At 68.2% G+C, this 14,961-nt stretch carries 16 protein-coding genes; 5 read left to right on the plus strand and 11 right to left on the minus strand.

The window, feature by feature from the left end; genetic code table 11:
* Positions 1–14 precede the first annotated feature (14 nt).
* The 5 genes from ACT6UX_RS22915 to ACT6UX_RS22935 all read left to right on the plus strand — a co-directional run bounded on the left by ACT6UX_RS22915 (position 15) and on the right by ACT6UX_RS22935 (position 4,476).
* Positions 15–1,226 (plus strand): CaiB/BaiF CoA transferase family protein, encoded by a 1,212-nt coding sequence (locus ACT6UX_RS22915; RefSeq protein WP_444777465.1) that lies wholly within the window; start codon positions 15–17, stop codon positions 1,224–1,226.
* A 104-nt stretch (positions 1,227–1,330) separates the two neighbouring features.
* On the plus strand, positions 1,331–1,720 hold the full coding sequence (locus tag ACT6UX_RS22920; protein ID WP_444777466.1) for a DUF2946 family protein: 390 nt from the start codon (positions 1,331–1,333) through the stop codon (positions 1,718–1,720).
* A 137-nt stretch (positions 1,721–1,857) separates the two neighbouring features.
* Complete coding sequence (locus ACT6UX_RS22925) at positions 1,858–2,424, plus strand: hypothetical protein (protein WP_444777467.1); 567 nt, start codon at positions 1,858–1,860, stop codon at positions 2,422–2,424.
* A gap of 20 nt (positions 2,425–2,444) precedes the next feature.
* Entirely contained in the window at positions 2,445–3,362 is a 918-nt protein-coding gene (locus ACT6UX_RS22930) for an MbnP family copper-binding protein (protein ID WP_444777468.1), read from the plus strand.
* A gap of 4 nt (positions 3,363–3,366) precedes the next feature.
* Positions 3,367–4,476, plus strand: coding sequence for an MbnH family di-heme enzyme (locus ACT6UX_RS22935; RefSeq protein WP_444777469.1), 1,110 nt, complete (start codon positions 3,367–3,369; stop codon positions 4,474–4,476).
* Between the two features lie 12 nt (positions 4,477–4,488).
* On the opposite strand, the gene ACT6UX_RS22940 is transcribed toward ACT6UX_RS22935, so the two are convergent.
* The 11 genes from ACT6UX_RS22940 to ACT6UX_RS22990 form a co-directional block, all read right to left on the minus strand.
* Positions 4,489–5,022, minus strand: coding sequence for a response regulator transcription factor (locus ACT6UX_RS22940; protein ID WP_444777470.1), 534 nt, complete (start codon positions 5,020–5,022; stop codon positions 4,489–4,491).
* Positions 5,012–6,226 carry an ATP-binding protein gene (locus ACT6UX_RS22945; protein WP_444777471.1) on the minus strand — a complete coding sequence of 405 codons (1,215 nt, stop codon included), beginning with the start codon at positions 6,224–6,226 and terminating at the stop codon, positions 5,012–5,014. Before ACT6UX_RS22945 ends, ACT6UX_RS22940 begins: the two co-directional genes overlap by 11 nt.
* 90 nt (positions 6,227–6,316) lie before the next feature.
* The gene (locus tag ACT6UX_RS22950; RefSeq protein WP_444777472.1) at positions 6,317–6,478 is read right to left on the minus strand and encodes a hypothetical protein; all 162 of its coding nucleotides are present in this window, start codon (positions 6,476–6,478) and stop codon (positions 6,317–6,319) included.
* Positions 6,475–7,539, minus strand: coding sequence for a hypothetical protein (locus ACT6UX_RS22955; protein ID WP_444777473.1), 1,065 nt, complete (start codon positions 7,537–7,539; stop codon positions 6,475–6,477). The genes ACT6UX_RS22950 and ACT6UX_RS22955 overlap by 4 nt, the downstream gene beginning before the upstream one ends.
* On the minus strand, positions 7,536–9,020 hold the full coding sequence (locus tag ACT6UX_RS22960) for a c-type cytochrome (protein WP_444777474.1): 1,485 nt from the start codon (positions 9,018–9,020) through the stop codon (positions 7,536–7,538). Before ACT6UX_RS22960 ends, ACT6UX_RS22955 begins: the two co-directional genes overlap by 4 nt.
* A 1-nt stretch (position 9,021) precedes the next feature.
* Positions 9,022–9,417, minus strand: coding sequence for a hypothetical protein (locus tag ACT6UX_RS22965; protein ID WP_444777475.1), 396 nt, complete (start codon positions 9,415–9,417; stop codon positions 9,022–9,024).
* Positions 9,418–9,501: 84 nt separating this feature from the next.
* Entirely contained in the window at positions 9,502–10,215 is a 714-nt protein-coding gene (locus tag ACT6UX_RS22970; RefSeq protein WP_444777476.1) for an MgtC/SapB family protein, read from the minus strand.
* A gap of 18 nt (positions 10,216–10,233) precedes the next feature.
* Positions 10,234–11,550, minus strand: a complete 1,317-nt coding sequence (locus ACT6UX_RS22975) for an ABC transporter ATP-binding protein (protein ID WP_444777477.1) — start codon at positions 11,548–11,550, stop codon at positions 10,234–10,236.
* 10 nt (positions 11,551–11,560) lie between these two features.
* Positions 11,561–13,318, minus strand: a complete 1,758-nt coding sequence (locus ACT6UX_RS22980; RefSeq protein ID WP_444777478.1) for an ABC transporter permease — start codon at positions 13,316–13,318, stop codon at positions 11,561–11,563.
* A gap of 129 nt (positions 13,319–13,447) precedes the next feature.
* The gene (locus ACT6UX_RS22985; protein ID WP_444777479.1) at positions 13,448–14,206 is read right to left on the minus strand and encodes an ABC transporter ATP-binding protein; all 759 of its coding nucleotides are present in this window, start codon (positions 14,204–14,206) and stop codon (positions 13,448–13,450) included.
* Positions 14,194–14,946 carry an ABC transporter permease gene (locus tag ACT6UX_RS22990; protein WP_444777480.1) on the minus strand — a complete coding sequence of 251 codons (753 nt, stop codon included), beginning with the start codon at positions 14,944–14,946 and terminating at the stop codon, positions 14,194–14,196. Before ACT6UX_RS22990 ends, ACT6UX_RS22985 begins: the two co-directional genes overlap by 13 nt.
* Positions 14,947–14,961 lie beyond the last annotated feature (15 nt).

The following is a 14,961-nucleotide window of genomic DNA, read 5'->3' on the forward strand; positions in this document are numbered from 1 at the left end:
AAAGGAAAAACTCAATGAGCGGACCATTGCCGTTGCAGGGCCTGAGGGTCCTCGACCTGGCCAGCTTCATCGCCGCCCCCGTCGCTACGACGGTGATGGGAGACTACGGCGCCGAAGTGATCAAGATCGAGCCACCCGGCGAGGGCGATCCCCAGCGCAAGCTCGGGCAGGCCCATTCGATTCCGCAGCATCCGGTCAACTTCTGCTGGCACATGACCAACCGAAACAAGCGATCGGTCGTGCTAGACCTCAAGAACCCTCTGGGGCGCGAGGCGTTCGACCGTCTGGTGGCCACGGCCGACGTGATGGTGGTCAACTTCCCGCTCAAGGTCCGCGAGCGGCTGCGCATGCGTTACGCCGACGTGAAGCCCGCCAATCCGCGCCTGATCTACGCCGCCCTGACCGGCTACGGCGAGCAGGGCCCGGACGCCGACCAGCCCGGCTTCGATTCGACCGCCTTCTTCGCCCGCTCCGGCCTGCTCGACGCCCTGACCTACGAAGGCGGGCCGCCCGCTTTCTCCCTGCCCGCGCAGGGCGACCAGATGGCCGGCATGAACCTCTTTGCCGCCATTTCGATGGCGCTGCTCCACCGCGAGCGCACGGGTGAAGGCAGCGAGGTCGGCACGTCGCTGCATGCGAGCGGCCTGTGGTCGAACGCCATCCTGGCCCAGGGCGCCCTGCTCGGCGCCTATGTCGCGCCGCGCCCGCCGCGCACCAAGCCCCGCAGCGCGCTCGCCAACCAGTATCGCACCGCCGACGGCCGCTGGATCCAGCTCACGATCGTGCGCGAGGACAAGCTCTGGCCCGAACTCTGCCAGGCGCTGGAACGCACCGACCTGATGGACGACCCGCGCTTCGAGACGACAGAGAAACGGCGCGCCCACGCCCCCGACCTGGCGGCGATCCTCGATCCCGTCTTTGCGGGCCGTCCCTGGCTCGAGTGGAAGGACCGGTTGCGCCGGCATGAGATCACCTTCGGTCTGCTCGGCGTCCTGCGCGACGTGCCCGACGACGAGCAGGCGGTGGCCAACGGCGCGGTGATCCCGACACGCCAGGAGGACATGCCGCACACGATCTCCGCCCCGATCCGCCTGTCCTTCGCTGCCGAACCGGCGGCGCCCGGCGCCGGGCCGGAGCACGGCGCCCACACCGATGAGGTGCTGCGCGAACTGGGCTATGACCAGCAGGGTCTCGACCGGCTGCGCAGCGCCGGCGCGCTGGGCTGAAGGCCCGGGGCACGCCAACTCGGCTGCGGCCGACACGACCCTGCGACATTGCGCGGGGCGCGCCCGCTTGAGAGGCCGGGCGGGCGGCCTCTAGTATGGGCGTCATGGATCGTACGGGCCCCGTTACCGGCAGGCACGCGGTCGCGTTCGCCGCGGCCCTGTTCGCGATCACGCTCAATTTCCTACAGCCGCTCGCCCATGCCGCCTTGTTGCGGGACGGCGGGCCGATGGAAGCGGCCCGCGTCTGGGGCGTCCTCTGCCTGCCGGCCACCGAGGATGAGAGCGGCAAGGGGTCGATCCCGGATGCCGGGAAGATCCATGAATGCTGCCTCGGCCTGGCCCACGCGACGGCGATGGCCGGCCCTTCGGTAATCTTCACGGTCGAGCCGCCGGTCGTCCGGACGGGCGCCGTCAGGGCCGCCGCCGCCGCTGGCGGCACCGCCGGCATTCGCGATGGCCCTCTTCAGGCGCGCGCACCTCCTGCCATCGCCTGATCCCGTCGCGGGCCGCCTTCGCGCGCCCGCGCTGCTGCCTGCGCCACCACCACGGCCTCACCGACGCTAACCGGTCTACGGACCTGGTTGATCGATGCCGTGTCCTTCCTTCATTCGAAGTCTCTCGAGGAGAACCCATGTCCCCCTTCGACCGCTATCGCGGTGCCGCTTTCGGCATCACCGTCGCCATCAACACCGGCTTCTGCATCCTGATCGGCTTTCTGGTCGGCGGGTTGCGCGGCGCCCAGATCGGCGTGCTGGTCGGCATCGGCATCGGCGTGTTGCCGTCCGCCCTGCGCACCGCCGGCCGCCTGCTCGCCGATCCCCACGGCCTGCCGCGCCTCGCGGGGCAGGCCATCGCCACCGCGGCCATCGCGGCTGGCGCCACTTTGGTGCGCCTGCTCGGTGGCGTAACGACGCCCATCGCCGCACTGCTGCGCTGGCCGCTGCTCCTCGTGCGCTTCGCCGTCGAAATCGCCGCGGGTGTCCTGGGGCGGGTATTGGCTGCCCTCGGCCGCATCGTCGGCACCCCGCTCGGCCTCGCCAACATCGCGGCGCTGGCCGTGATCGCCGTCAACGTCGCCGGCCTCGAATTCGCGGGCCCCATCGCCTTCCTCGGGCTCGGCATGCTGATCCTCGTCCTCATGGTCAGCGAGAGCGAGGCCGAGTTGGAGAGACAAGACCCGAGAATGAAGCAGTCATGACAAACCCGAGGAAACAGCCGATGACACCTCTCACGACGACACACGGGCTGGCGATCGCCAGCCTCGCCCTCATGGTGCTCGGCGGCACCGCGCCGCCGGCGGCTGCCCAGCAGGACCGCAAGGTGACGATCCGCTTTGCCGCCCAGGTGGGCGACAAGCAGTTCGCGTGCGGTGCCAGCTATGACGGCATCGGCGCGACCGGGTCGCGCGTGACACCTTCCGATTTCCGCTTCTACGTCTCCAACGTGCAGCTCGTGGACGCGGCCGGCAAGGCCGTGCCACTCAAGCTCGACCAGGACGGCCGCTGGCAGCACGCCAACGTCGCCCTGCTCGATTTCGAGAACCACACCGGCCCCTGCCTCACCGGCACGGACGAGACTCGCGACATCGTTGTCGGAACGGTGCCGGGCGGCGACTATCGTGGCCTGCGCTTCACCCTCGGCGTGCCCTTCGATCTCAACCATGCCGATTCGACGATCGCGCCCTCGCCCCTCAACCTGACGTCGCTCTTCTGGAACTGGCAGGCGGGCTACAAGTTCCTGCGGATCGACCTCGCGACCAGTGCCCGACCGCAGGACATCAGGCCAGGCGACATGCCGCGTTTCGGCGATCGTGCCGGCAGCAACCGGCTGGGCTTCGCGATCCATCTCGGCAGCACCCAGTGCGCCGCCGAGGGCGGCAACAAGGCGCCGTCGGCCTGCGCCAATCCCAACCGACCGACCATCGAGTTCGCGTCGTTCGACCCGGCGCGCAACGTCGTGATCGCCGATCTGAAGTCGGTGCTGGAAGGTGTCGATGTCGACACCAACCAGGCCGACAGCCCCGCTGGCTGCATGTCGACGCCGACCGACGGCGACTGCAATCCGCTGATGCGCAACTTCGGGCTGACCTTCGCCGGCACGGGCGGCAGCCAGAAGTTCTTCCGCGTCGGCCCTTGAGCGGATGCGCCGGGCTCTCGGCCTCCTGCTGACCACTGCAGCGACCTTTCTCCTGGTCGCCGCGGCGGCGCGCACCGAGCAGGGCTACCAGTGGCACATCCCGTCCTGGCTGCCTCCGCCCGTGGTTCCCGCCGACAATCCGATGTCGGAGGCCAAGGTCGAGCTGGGGCGCCGCCTGTTCTACGATCCGCGCCTGTCGGCGGACGGCACGATGTCCTGCGCATCCTGCCACGAACAGGCACGGGCCTTCGCCGATGCGCGCCCGACGCCCAGCGGCGTGACGGGCGAGGCGCACCCGCGCAATGCCATGTCGCTCGCCAATGCGGGCTACCTGCCCGTGCTGACCTGGGCCAACCCGCTGCAGACGCGGCTGGAGCAGCAGGCGCTGGTGCCGATGTTCGGCGAAAGCCCGGTCGAGATGGGCATGGCGGGACGCGAGCAGGCGATGTTCGACCGCCTGCGCCGCGAGCCGGTCTATCCGCCGCTCTTCCGTGCGGCTTTTCCCGAGCGCGAGGGCGTCATCGATCTCGGCACGATCACGAAGGCCCTCGCCGCCTTCCAGCGCGCCCTCGTCTCCGCGGGCTCGCCCTATGACCGCTACCGTTACGGCGGCGAGCCGAATGCGATCTCCGACTCCGCGAAGCGCGGCGAGGCGCTGTTCTTCAGCGAGCGGCTGGAGTGCTTCCACTGCCATGGCGGCGTGCACCTGACCGACAGCCTGGTACATTCGCGCAAGCCGTTCGCCGAGTATGCCTTCCACAATACCGGGCTCTACGACCGTGACGGCAAGGGCGCCTACCCCCCGGACAATACCGGCCTGCTTGAACAGTCGGGCCGGGCCGACGACATGGGCCGGTTCCGCACCCCCAGCCTGCGCAACGTCGAGCTGACCGCGCCCTACATGCACGACGGCGGCATCGCCACCCTGGAGGAGGTCATCGCCCACTACGAAGCGGGCGGACGGGCGCGCGGTCCAAACACGAGCCCGTTCCTGCCAGGCTTCCATCTTTCGGGCGAGGAGAAGCAGGATCTCGTCGCGTTCCTCAAGTCCCTGACCGACCGCGACTTCGTCAACGACCCGCGCTTCGCCGATCCATGGAAGGCCAGCCCCTGACGATGTGCCGGGTCAGGTGACCCGTCGCTTGGCGAGCTTGCGGGCCAGTGTGCGGCGGTGCAGGCCGAGGCGGCGCGCCGTTTCGGAGACGTTGAAGTCGGTCTCGGCCAGCATCTCGTGGATACGCTCCCATTCCAGCGTCTTGAGCGAGGTCGGGCGCGTGCCGAGCGGCACGGCGGCATCGCCATCGGCCCGTGCAAAGGCCGCCTCGATGTCGTCGGCATTGGACGGCTTGGCGAGATAGTGGCAGGCGCCGAGCTTGATCGCCTCGACGGCGGTCGAAATGCTCGCGAACCCCGTCAGCACGACGATGCGCATGGAAGGGTCGAGGGCCGCGAGACGACGGACGCAATGAAGGCCGGAATCCCCACCGAGCTTGAGGTCGACGATGGCGAAGCCCGGCCGGAAGTCGCGCAGCGCATCGTCGAGTGCCTCCGACGTCGCAGAGGCGCGCACCTCGTAATCGCGGCGCTCGAAGGATCGGCGCATGGCACGCGCGAAGGCGGGGTCATCGTCGACGATCACCAGGCGCGGCCTATCCGCCATGCCGCACCTCCAGCGCGAGGCGGGCGAGCGGCAGCCGCACGACGACGCGGGCGCCGCCGCCGGCGCGGTTCTCCGCCCTTACCTCGCCGCCCAGCTTGCGCGCCACGTTGACCAGCAGGAACAGGCCGAGCCCGCTGCCCGGGCGCGTCTTCGTCGTCTGGTAGGGTTTGCCGAACTGGGCGAGGATTCGATCGGCGAAGCCCGGCCCGCGATCCTCGACCGTCAGCACTGCTGCGTCGGCTTCGCGGCCGAGCGAGATCGACATCCAGTCGGGCGATGCCTCCAGTGCGTTGTCGAACAGGTTGGCGATGCCCTGGGCCAGCACCACGTCGGTCGCAATGGCTTGGTCGGGCGTGAAGCGGTTGTCGTAGTGCAGAGCGGGCGGCCAGCGGCTGGTCCGCCAATCCTCGATCAGGGCATCGAAGAAGCGTGCGACGGTCGTGGGACCCGCCCCCTCGGCCCGCATCTCGCCGGACGAGGACAGGATCTTCGAGACGATCTCCTTGCAGCGCAGGAGTTGCTCCTCCATCGCGTCGAGGTCCTCGGCGAGGTCGGGATCGGCGGTGAGGGCCGGCATCTTCTGCCAGTCGTTGATGATCACCGAGAGCGTGCCGAGCGGCGTGCCCAGCTCGTGCGCGGCCCCGGAGGCGAGCAGGCCCATGCGCACGACCAGCTCCTCCTCGACCGAACGCTGGCGCAGCGTGGCGAGGTGGGCGTCACGCTCTCGCAGGTTCCGGCCGATTCGGGTGACGAAGACCACGATCAGGCCCGCCGCCAGCACATAGGCGATGAACATGCCCTGCAGATGGAGCCCGAAAGGATCTCCGTCATGGCGATGCGGCAGGTCGAGCGGCCGGCTGAACAGGGTGAGCCCGACGAAGCAGACCGTCGTCACGCCGACCAGAATCCAGGCCGGCCGCGCCTCCAGCAGCACCGCCGCGAGGATGATCTGCAGCAGATAGAGCGACACGAAGGGATTCGACGCTCCGCCGCTCAGGTAGAGCTGCGTGGTCAGGGCCGCGACGTCGAGCAGCAGTTCGAGCAGCAGCGCGCCGCCCGTGGTCGACGCGCCGCTGCGATGCCGCAACAGGCTGATGCCGTTCAAGACGACCAGGAACAGCACGACCGCCAGCATCGAGGAGAGCGGCAGCGCGACCTGCAGCACGAACTCGACGAAGGCGATGGTCGCGACCTGGCCCAGCACCGCGATCCAGCGAAGCTGGATCAGCAGCAGCAGATTCTTGCGGTTTGCGGTGTCCTGCGCGGAAATCGTCGCGCTCCTTTCGTGGCCCCGTCACGTCGACAGGAACACGTACAGCAGCGGCAGCCAAACGAAAGTCGTCGTCGCGAGACCCTTCACCGTCTGGTAGGCGATCCAGAGCCAGAAATAACGGCGAATCCAGGCCGCGAACCGACTGCGGCGCGTCGTCGCCGGCACAGCCGTCGTACGGCTCATGGCCGGCCTGGGCGTGACGCAGCGCCAGCGGCGCGGTTGGCCTCGTCGACACGGCGCATATAGTCCTCGGTCTTGGCGCGGACGAGCTCCCGATGCGGCGCCACGGCGGACTCGCGATAGACGTGGCGGCCGGCGCCCATCAGCCCCAGCACCACGACCATCAGGCCGCAGATCGACACGAAGCTGCCGCCAATGCGCGCTGCCGGGCGCCGCGTCTCGACGAACATCAGCATCGTCATCCAGATCGACACCAGGATGGCCACGCCGAAGACCGCCATCAGCGTCGCGGGCGTGCCCTGGGTCGTGGGCAGGGTCAGCAGCGCGACCGGCCCGACGAGGAACTGGCCGACGGTCGGCCACAGCGCCCAGCGATAACCGGCTCGCATCAGCTCGTCGCGCCGCCAGCCCGTGTCGGCCAGCGACGCCTCGCTGCGGCGGCGGAACAACCAGACCATCAGCAGGCCGGTCATCGCCGGGCAGGCCAGCAGGAAATGGGCGTAGCGTGGCAGCACGTTGGGCAGCAGGAGCGCCGAGAAGAAGCCCTGCACCGTCCCCCACTTCTCCGGGAACAGCATCAGGTTCACGTTGGTGAGGAAGATCAGCGGGATGAAGAGGAAGATCAGGCAGGACGCCGCACCGATTGCGATGTGCAGTCCCTTGCGACCCTCCATCGCGTGCCAGAGATATTTGTGGGCGTAGGTAAGCAGGAAGGCGACGACCACCAGCGGGACGATCGAGATCCAGAACGTGCCGGTGAGTGCGTTCGCCGTATAGAAGTAGACCGTATAGAGCGTGTTGATGGCGAGCAGCGGCCCGACGCCCAGCACCACGGCGATGCTCTTGTTGGCGGTGATCGTCGAGGCGACCTCGTAGGCCAGCCGGTCGTAGCGACGCTCCTTCAGGCCCTTGATCTCGTACCAGACCGAGATCAGCGCGCCGCCGACCATGAAGTTCACGAAGGCGATGTGCAGCAGGAAGAAGAACACGAGCACCACGACCAGCAGCGGCTCGGGCGCCGGCATGGGCAGCGGGATGTCGCGGGGAACGGGGATCTGGTTCACTTTCGTGCTCCTTGCATCGGCGCCGCACCGTCGGCGAGCTTGGATTCGCCTTCGGGGCGGATGGCAACGCCTGCCTGCTGCGCGCCCGGCACCGGAGCCTTGTTGCCCTGGAGTTGCTCGAGATAGGTGGCGAGGAAGCCCAGCTCGTCCTTGCTGCCGGGGAACGGCGGCATGTAGGGCTGGGCGTTGTGCATGCCGGCGACGTAGTCGGCCGTCAGATCGGGCGTCCATCGCGCATCGCCGAACATGCGCTGCAGGTGGCCGGCCACGCCATTGACGCCGTGCGTGGTATGGCAGCGCGAGCAGGTGTCCATGAACACGTCCTTGCCCTTCTGCAGCCGCGCGAGCGCCGAGGAGCGCTCCGCCTCGGGCAGGTCGGCCGAAACGAACTTCTTCTCCGCCTCCGTCAGCGGATTGGAATAGGTCGCGTAAGCCAGCACACCGTCGCGCTGCAGCAAGGCGTAATCCTCGACGCGCAGGCCGTTGGCGTACATGTACTGGCCGATGATGTAGGGCTTGCGAATGAACTCGCGCACCCGTTCGAAGTGGCCGGTGAGCCACAGGATCGCGACGAAGGGCACGATGGTGGCAACGCGCGGCAGCAGGCCCGGCCGCTTGATCGCGATCTGCACGATGACGAGGATCGCCACCACCGTCGCCAGCGCGATCCAGAGGAAGTCGTCGAGCCAGCCGCTGAACTGCAAGGTCAGCGTCGAGACAGCGAGGTTATCCTTCATCGTCGCCGGAACCACGCTGTAGTACCAGTAGCCGCCGGCGATGACGAAGGGCGCGAAGAGCAGCGTCCAGATGCCGACCGCGCGCGTCGCCTCGTTGCGAAAGGGATCCTTGCCCCCGACGAAGAACGGGATGAGGAAGAGCGCGATGATCCCGGCCATGGCCGCCGCCAGCGGCGTGCGGAAGGCGAGCTGCGGCAGATACACGGGGTTGCTGAAGCCCGCCAACAGTGTGTTCTCGGACAGCCAGTTGCCCGGATCCATCATGAAGCCGAGGATCGACACGATGATGGCCATCGTGATCCACGAGAACAGGCCGAGCGCGAAGCCGAGCCGGATGTGCCGCCGCTTGGCCGCGCCCTCGCGCCACGACTTCCAGGTCAGCGTGTAGGCGAGGATCAGGCAGACCTCGGTGATGAAGACCAGCCACTCGACGAACCACGCCCAGAAGAAGACGCGGATCAGGCTGCCGATCGAATAGGGATTGACCAGCGAGACGGACAACCAGATGCCAACGCCGGTAAGCGCGCCCACGGTGGTCGTCACCAGGAAGCTCACGAACAGGATGCGGTAGGCAAGCCGGTCCCAGCGCGGGTCCTGCTTGCGGTGGCCGTACCATTCCATGCAGGCGACCAGCGGCATCATGCCGACGGCCAGCCCGTGATTGATCAGCACGTGAAGGACGGCGATGACGGCGATCAGGCCGCGATTACCGAAGACGTCGAGATGGAAGACCGGAAAATCCATCTCACACGGCCTTCGCCGGGGCCGGCTTGCCGTCGGCCGGCAGCGCGAGCATCACCAGCTCGAAGCCGAAGAGCGCGACGCCCGCCAGGTGAAGGGTCGAGCCTGCCGGAGCCGTCACGGCGAGATGCAGTCCAACGGCACCGAGCGTCAGCGCGGCCGCGCCGGGAAGCCAGACCAGCACCCGGTCGAAGGCGGCGCGTGCGCCACCGCCACGGGTGAAGCTCGCGCGCAAAGCGCCGCGCAGACCGACGAGACCGGCCACGGCGAGGCACGACGCGCCGACCAGCGCGAACAGCGCCGTGCTGTCGACCAACGCCAGCAGAAGCACCAGCATCGCGATGTTGAGGACGACCGCGCGATAGGGCGCGGCGGCCAGCCAGTCAGAAATGAAGCGCACGATTCCTCCGACGAGAATGGCGCGCAATCTCGTCGGGCTTGCAGGACCGCAGAATTGGACAAAAGGTCCAAGCCGCGAGGAAGGTCAGGACTCCGGGATCGTGCGATCGATCTGCCAGGTGACGCCGGTAACGGTGGGATCGAGGCTGAGGCGACCGACGATCTGCTCGAGCGCCGCGTCGTTGCGCTTGGCGGCGACGGCCTGCGCCGTCACCGTGACCTTCGACGTGTCGGCGATGTCTTCGCTGTCCAGTCGACGCAGGCCGAGACCCGCCTGAGCCAGCGCGTTGAGCAGCAGCGAGCGCATCTGCGCCTCCTCGGCGCCGCGGCACACCACTTCGACGGTGTAGTGCGTCTCGGCGTTGCTGCTGGTCACGAGGCGGCTGTTCACGCGTCGGATGAGCGGCCGCAGGACGAGGTTGGTGGCGATCACCATGCCGGCCGCCAGCAGCGCCGGACCACCATGCCCCGCTCCGGCCATCGTGCCGACCATGGCCGAGCACCACAGCGTCGCCGCGGTGTTGAGGCCGTGCACGTTCACGCCCTCGCGCAGGATGACGCCCGCGCCCAGGAAGCCGATGCCGGTCACGACCTGTGCGGCCACGCGCGTCGGATCGCCGGCGCCGACCATGCCAGAGAAGGTGACGAAGCCCGCCGCGCCCAGCGCCACCAGCGCGTTGGTGCGCAGGCCCGCCATCTTCTGGTTCCACTGACGCTCGAACCCGATGGCCGAGCCCAGCAGCAGCGCCACGCCGAGACGCAGCGCGGCCTCGCCGAGTTCAAACAGGTCGAAATGCATCCGTGAACCTCACCGGGATCATCCCGGATTGTCGAGACTGAATATCCCGCTGACTTCATCATAGGCGAAGACCTCGCCGAAGCGTCCCCAGGATGTCACCGTCCGCATGGTCTGCTCGGCAAAGGACTCCGACATATGGTCCTCGAGCTCGTCGCGGAACCGGCTCGCCGGAGCACGATGCGTGCCGCGTTCGTCGAGCACCCGGCGGATATGGCCCGCCAGCGGCACGTAGTTCAGCAGATGCTGGGCGAAGAGCTTCTTGCGGGCATCGGGCTCGAAGCCGACGAACTGGCGTCCCGGCTCGGTGAGCTTGATGTCACCGTCGCCCAGTTCGGCGAAGCGCAGGAGCTGCAGCACCTCGGCGACCGGGAACAGGTCGTCGACCTCCATGTGAAGGTCGCCGGCCAGCTCTGGCAGGCCGGCATGGCCCTGGTGAGGATCGGCGGCCACCGCCTCGAGCAGGCCCGCGATCATGTTCGGCGACACCCTCGGCAGCAGCATGGCGAGGCCGGCGCCGAAGAAATGGCCCTGACTCGCCTTGCCCCCGGCGCGCTCCGTCATGGTGGAATAGAGGTCCTCGACGATCTGGCGGAACGCGGGATCGAGCCGGTTGCGCGGATGCGGCAGCTCGATCCTGATCTCCGCCGCCACATGGCCGGGGTTGGAGCCGAAGACCAGCACGCGATCCGACAGCAGCACCGCCTCCTCGATATTGTGCGTGACCACGGCGATCGCGGAGATCGGCAGGCGGCCCTCGATCCAGAGGTCCATGAGGTCGGTGCGCAGCGTCTCCGCCGTCAGCACGTCGAGGGCGGAAAAGGCCTCATCCATCAGCAGCACGGTCGGCTGCACCACGACCGCCCGCGCAATGCCGACCCTCTGGCGCATGCCGCCCGAGAGTTCCTTGGGATAGGCGCTCTCGTAGCCGTCGAGGCCGATCAGGTCGATGGCGGCGAGCGCCCGACGCTTGCGCTCGGCCGGTGCGACACCCTGGGCCTCGAGGCCGATCTCGACGTTCTGGAGAACGGTCAGCCAGGGGAAGAGCGCGAACGACTGGAACACCATTGCCACTTCAGGCGACGGCCCGACGACGCTCTTGCCCGCGATCCGGACCTCACCGCCGGTCGCCGGCATCAGGCCGGCTAGGATGCGCAGCAGCGTCGTCTTTCCGCAGCCGGAGCGGCCGAGGAACGAGACGATCTCGTTCTTGCCGAGGGTCAGGCTGACATTGTCGAGGACCAGCAGGTCCTCGCCGCTTCCCTTGGGATAGACCTTGCGGATGCGGTCGACGGCGACCAGCGTCCTGTCCTGCACCGGGTTTGTGATCGAATCCATGAGGCTTCTCCTACTCGAGCCTGAAGCGGTTCTCGGCGAGGCGGTAAAGCGGCCGCCACAGGATGCGGTTGCAGGTCGTCACCATCAGCGCCATGACCACGATGCCCAGCACGACGCGCGGGAAGTCGCCGGCGGTCGTGGCGTCCGCGATATAGGCCCCGAGGCCCTCGGCCCGCAGATGCGTGTTACCCCAGCTCACCACCTCGGCAACGATGCTGGCATTCCACGAGCCGCCGGCCGCCGTGAGCGCGCCGGTGACATAGTAGGGCAGGATCGCGGGCACGCCGACCTTGCGCCACCACGACCAGGAGCTGATGCGGAACAGCGCCGCGGCGTCGCGCAGGTCGGTCGGGATCGCGCTGGCGCCCGCGATGACGTTGAACAGGATGTACCACTGGGTGCCCAGGATCATGAGCGGGCTCAACCAGATATTGGGATCGAGCCGCAGGCTGACGATCGCCACGACCGCCACCGGGAATACGACGTTGGCCGGGAAGGCCGCGAGGAACTGGGCGACCGGCTGCAGGCTCGTGGCGAGACGCGGCCTGAGGCCTATCCATACGCCGATCGGCACCCAGACGAGACTGGCCAGCGCGATCAGCACCAGCACCCGGATCAGGGTCAGAACCCCGTCGAACAGGGCGATGCGCAGGTCGGCGAAGCCCAGGGTCGTGCGGGTGTACAGGACGATGTGCCACAGGGCGTAGCCCGCCAGCACGAGCAGCACGGCGATCCACACCCTCTCGCCGGTGCGCGACGGCGCCCCGAACTTCGGCTTGGCCGGCGGGCTGGTGAGCGGCGTCGGCAGCAGCGAGATACGGTCCGCCACCCAGCCCACGGCGCGGACGACGTGCGGGCGCACGCGGCTGCGGCGCCAGAAATCGTAGAGCCATGAATGCGGCTGCGAATCGGCCGCCTGCTGCTCGAAGCGGAACTTGTCGGCCCAGGCGACGATCGGCCGGAAGATGAGCTGGTCGTAGGCCAGGATGACGGCGGCCATCATGGCGATGGCCAGCAGCACCGCCTGGAGGTCGCGGGCCTGGATCGCCAACGCCAGCCAGGAGCCGATGCCGGGCAGCATCACCGTGGTGTTGCCGACCGTGATCGCCTCGGAGGCGACGACGAAGAACCAGCCGCCCGACATCGACATCATGGTGTTCCAGATCAGCCCGGGTGCGCCGAACGGCACGTCGAGCCGCCAGAAGCGCAGCCACGGCGAGAAGCGGTAGTGCCGCGCCACCTCGTCGAGGTCGCGCGGCACCGTGCGCAGTGACTGGTAGAAGCTGAAGGCCATGTTCCAGGCCTGGCTGGTGAAGATGGCGAAGATCGCCGCGCACTCCGCGCCCATCACGCTGCCCGGGAAAAGCTGCAGGAAGAAGGTCACGGTGAAGGTGAGGAAGCCCAGCACCGGCACCGACTGAAGGATGTCGAGTGCCGGGATGATGACCAGCTCGGCCTTGCGGTTGCGAGCCGCCAGGGTCGCCACCACGAAGGTGAAGATCAGCGAGCAGATGATCGCGGCGAACATGCGCAGGGTCGTCCGCAGCGCATATTCCGGCAGGCGCGCGAGATCGAGCGTGACCGGCACCGTTTCGAGCTGTGCGGCCGGCGCGTTCATCTCGCGGAAGCCATGCGCCACCAGCACGAAGACGCCGACGACCAGCAGGAAGATGACCGCGTCGTAGAGATTGGGCCAGAGGCCCGTGCGGCCGCTCACGCCAAGCGGCGTGGCGGCCTCGCGGCCCTGGTCAGGTCTGGATGCGAGCATGCGTGCCTTCCGGAAATTACACAGAGGCACGGCGCCCCGCCCTACCTATCGGGCCGGTTCTAAGACGGCAGGCTTTCGGTTTCGTGAACACGCGACACGCGCGTCGATAAGCCGCCCGGGTGCGAAAAATCAGCCCGTTTTGCTGAGATGCCGCCTGATTTCGGCGACGAGGCCGGCTTCGGCAGGATCGTCTCGCCGCCGCGGCCGCGGCGTCTCGATCGCCCGGTCGACCACCACCCGGCCCGGCGAACCCGCCAGCACGATCACGCGGTCCGCCAGATAGGTCGCTTCCTCGATGTCGTGCGTGACGAACAGGATCGTCTTGCCGGTCTGCTGCCAGATGCGTGTCAGCTCGTCCTGCAGCCCTTCGCGCGAGATCGCATCGAGGGCCGAGAACGGCTCGTCCATCAGCAGGACCTCGGGCTCGACCGCGAGCGCGCGGGCCAGCGATACGCGCTGGCGCTGGCCGCCCGAGAGCTGGTGGGGCCAGCGGCCGGCGAGATCGGCCAGGCCGACGATGCGCAGCGCCTCGACCGCTTTCGTGCGGCGTTCGGCCTTCGACAGGCCCGTTCCTTCGAGGCCGAAAGCGACATTGTCGACGACGCGGCGCCACGGCAGCAGGCGCGAATCCTGAAAGACCAGTGCGACCGGCTGGCGCGCGGTCGAGCGGGTCGCCAGCGAGACCTGTCCGGCGCTGGCCTTGGCGAGGCCGATCAGAACGCGCAGCAGGGTGGACTTGCCGACGCCCGAAGCGCCGACGATGGCCACGAACCCGCCGCGCGGGATCGCCAGATCCAGCTCGCGCAGCACCTCGGTGCGACGACCGTCGCGATCGAAGGTGAGCCCGAGGCCTCTGATGTCGATGACGCTGTCGATCACGCTTTCCATCGGAGCAGCCAGTTCTGGGTGACGAGAAAGAGCGAATCGAGGATGCCGTAGAGCGCGGCCATCGTGAGCATGTAGACGACCACGATGTCTGTCGCGAGCAGCGACGAGGCCTCGATCATGCGGTTGCCGAGCCCTGGCACGCCGAAGATCTCGGCGGCGACCACGGCCATCCAGGCCTGACCCAGTGCCGTCCGCAGACCGACGAGGATGCCCGGCATTGCGGCCGGCAGATAGATCTTGAAGAGCTTCTCGAGAGGGCTGCGAAAACCGAATGCCTCAGCGACTTCGAGGAGATCGCGGTCGACGCCGCGCACCGCGCCGTGCGCCGCGAAGAACACGATCCAGAACACCGATATGGCGATGATGAAGACCGCGGCCCTGGGCGTGACGCCGAACCAGATGATGGCGAAGGGAGCCCAGGCGAGGCCCGGGATCGGGCGCAACAGCCGCACGACCCACGAGGTCAGATCCTCGGCGACGCGCGACATGCCGGTGAGGACGCCGACGGCGACGCCGAGGGCCGCACCGACCACCAGCCCGATCCCATAGTGGCTCAGGCTGCCGGTGACCGCCTTCAGCCACATGCCGGAGTCGAGTTCGCTGCGGAAAGCCTCGGGGATCGCGAGGGAGCCTGGCAGCATCATCGGGTTGACCAGCCCAAAAGTCGGCACCGCCTGCCAGATCACCAGAAAGGCGAGCAGGCCCGCGGCGCCCAGCCCGATCGAGCCGAGCGCGCTCATGCGAGCACGGCTCGG

Source organism: Reyranella sp., from assembly GCF_052439685.1.
Classification (GTDB): Bacteria; Pseudomonadota; Alphaproteobacteria; order Reyranellales; family Reyranellaceae; genus Reyranella.

Bases quoted from the DNA above. Each gene is read 5' to 3' on its own strand.
- ACT6UX_RS22915 (WP_444777465.1), top strand. From the start codon at position 15: ATGAGCGGACCATTGCCGTTGCAGGGCCTGAGGGTCCTCGACCTGGCC.
- ACT6UX_RS22920 (WP_444777466.1), top strand. From the start codon at position 1,331: ATGGATCGTACGGGCCCCGTTACCGGCAGGCACGCGGTCGCGTTCGCC.
- ACT6UX_RS22925 (WP_444777467.1), top strand. From the start codon at position 1,858: ATGTCCCCCTTCGACCGCTATCGCGGTGCCGCTTTCGGCATCACCGTC.
- ACT6UX_RS22930 (WP_444777468.1), top strand. From the start codon at position 2,445: ATGACACCTCTCACGACGACACACGGGCTGGCGATCGCCAGCCTCGCC.
- ACT6UX_RS22935 (WP_444777469.1), top strand. From the start codon at position 3,367: ATGCGCCGGGCTCTCGGCCTCCTGCTGACCACTGCAGCGACCTTTCTC.
- ACT6UX_RS22940 (WP_444777470.1), bottom strand. From the start codon at position 5,022: ATGGCGGATAGGCCGCGCCTGGTGATCGTCGACGATGACCCCGCCTTC.
- ACT6UX_RS22950 (WP_444777472.1), bottom strand. From the start codon at position 6,478: ATGAGCCGTACGACGGCTGTGCCGGCGACGACGCGCCGCAGTCGGTTC.
- ACT6UX_RS22960 (WP_444777474.1), bottom strand. From the start codon at position 9,020: ATGGATTTTCCGGTCTTCCATCTCGACGTCTTCGGTAATCGCGGCCTG.
- ACT6UX_RS22970 (WP_444777476.1), bottom strand. From the start codon at position 10,215: ATGCATTTCGACCTGTTTGAACTCGGCGAGGCCGCGCTGCGTCTCGGC.
- ACT6UX_RS22975 (WP_444777477.1), bottom strand. From the start codon at position 11,550: ATGGATTCGATCACAAACCCGGTGCAGGACAGGACGCTGGTCGCCGTC.
- ACT6UX_RS22980 (WP_444777478.1), bottom strand. From the start codon at position 13,318: ATGCTCGCATCCAGACCTGACCAGGGCCGCGAGGCCGCCACGCCGCTT.
- ACT6UX_RS22985 (WP_444777479.1), bottom strand. From the start codon at position 14,206: ATGGAAAGCGTGATCGACAGCGTCATCGACATCAGAGGCCTCGGGCTC.
- ACT6UX_RS22990 (WP_444777480.1), bottom strand. From the start codon at position 14,946: ATGAGCGCGCTCGGCTCGATCGGGCTGGGCGCCGCGGGCCTGCTCGCC.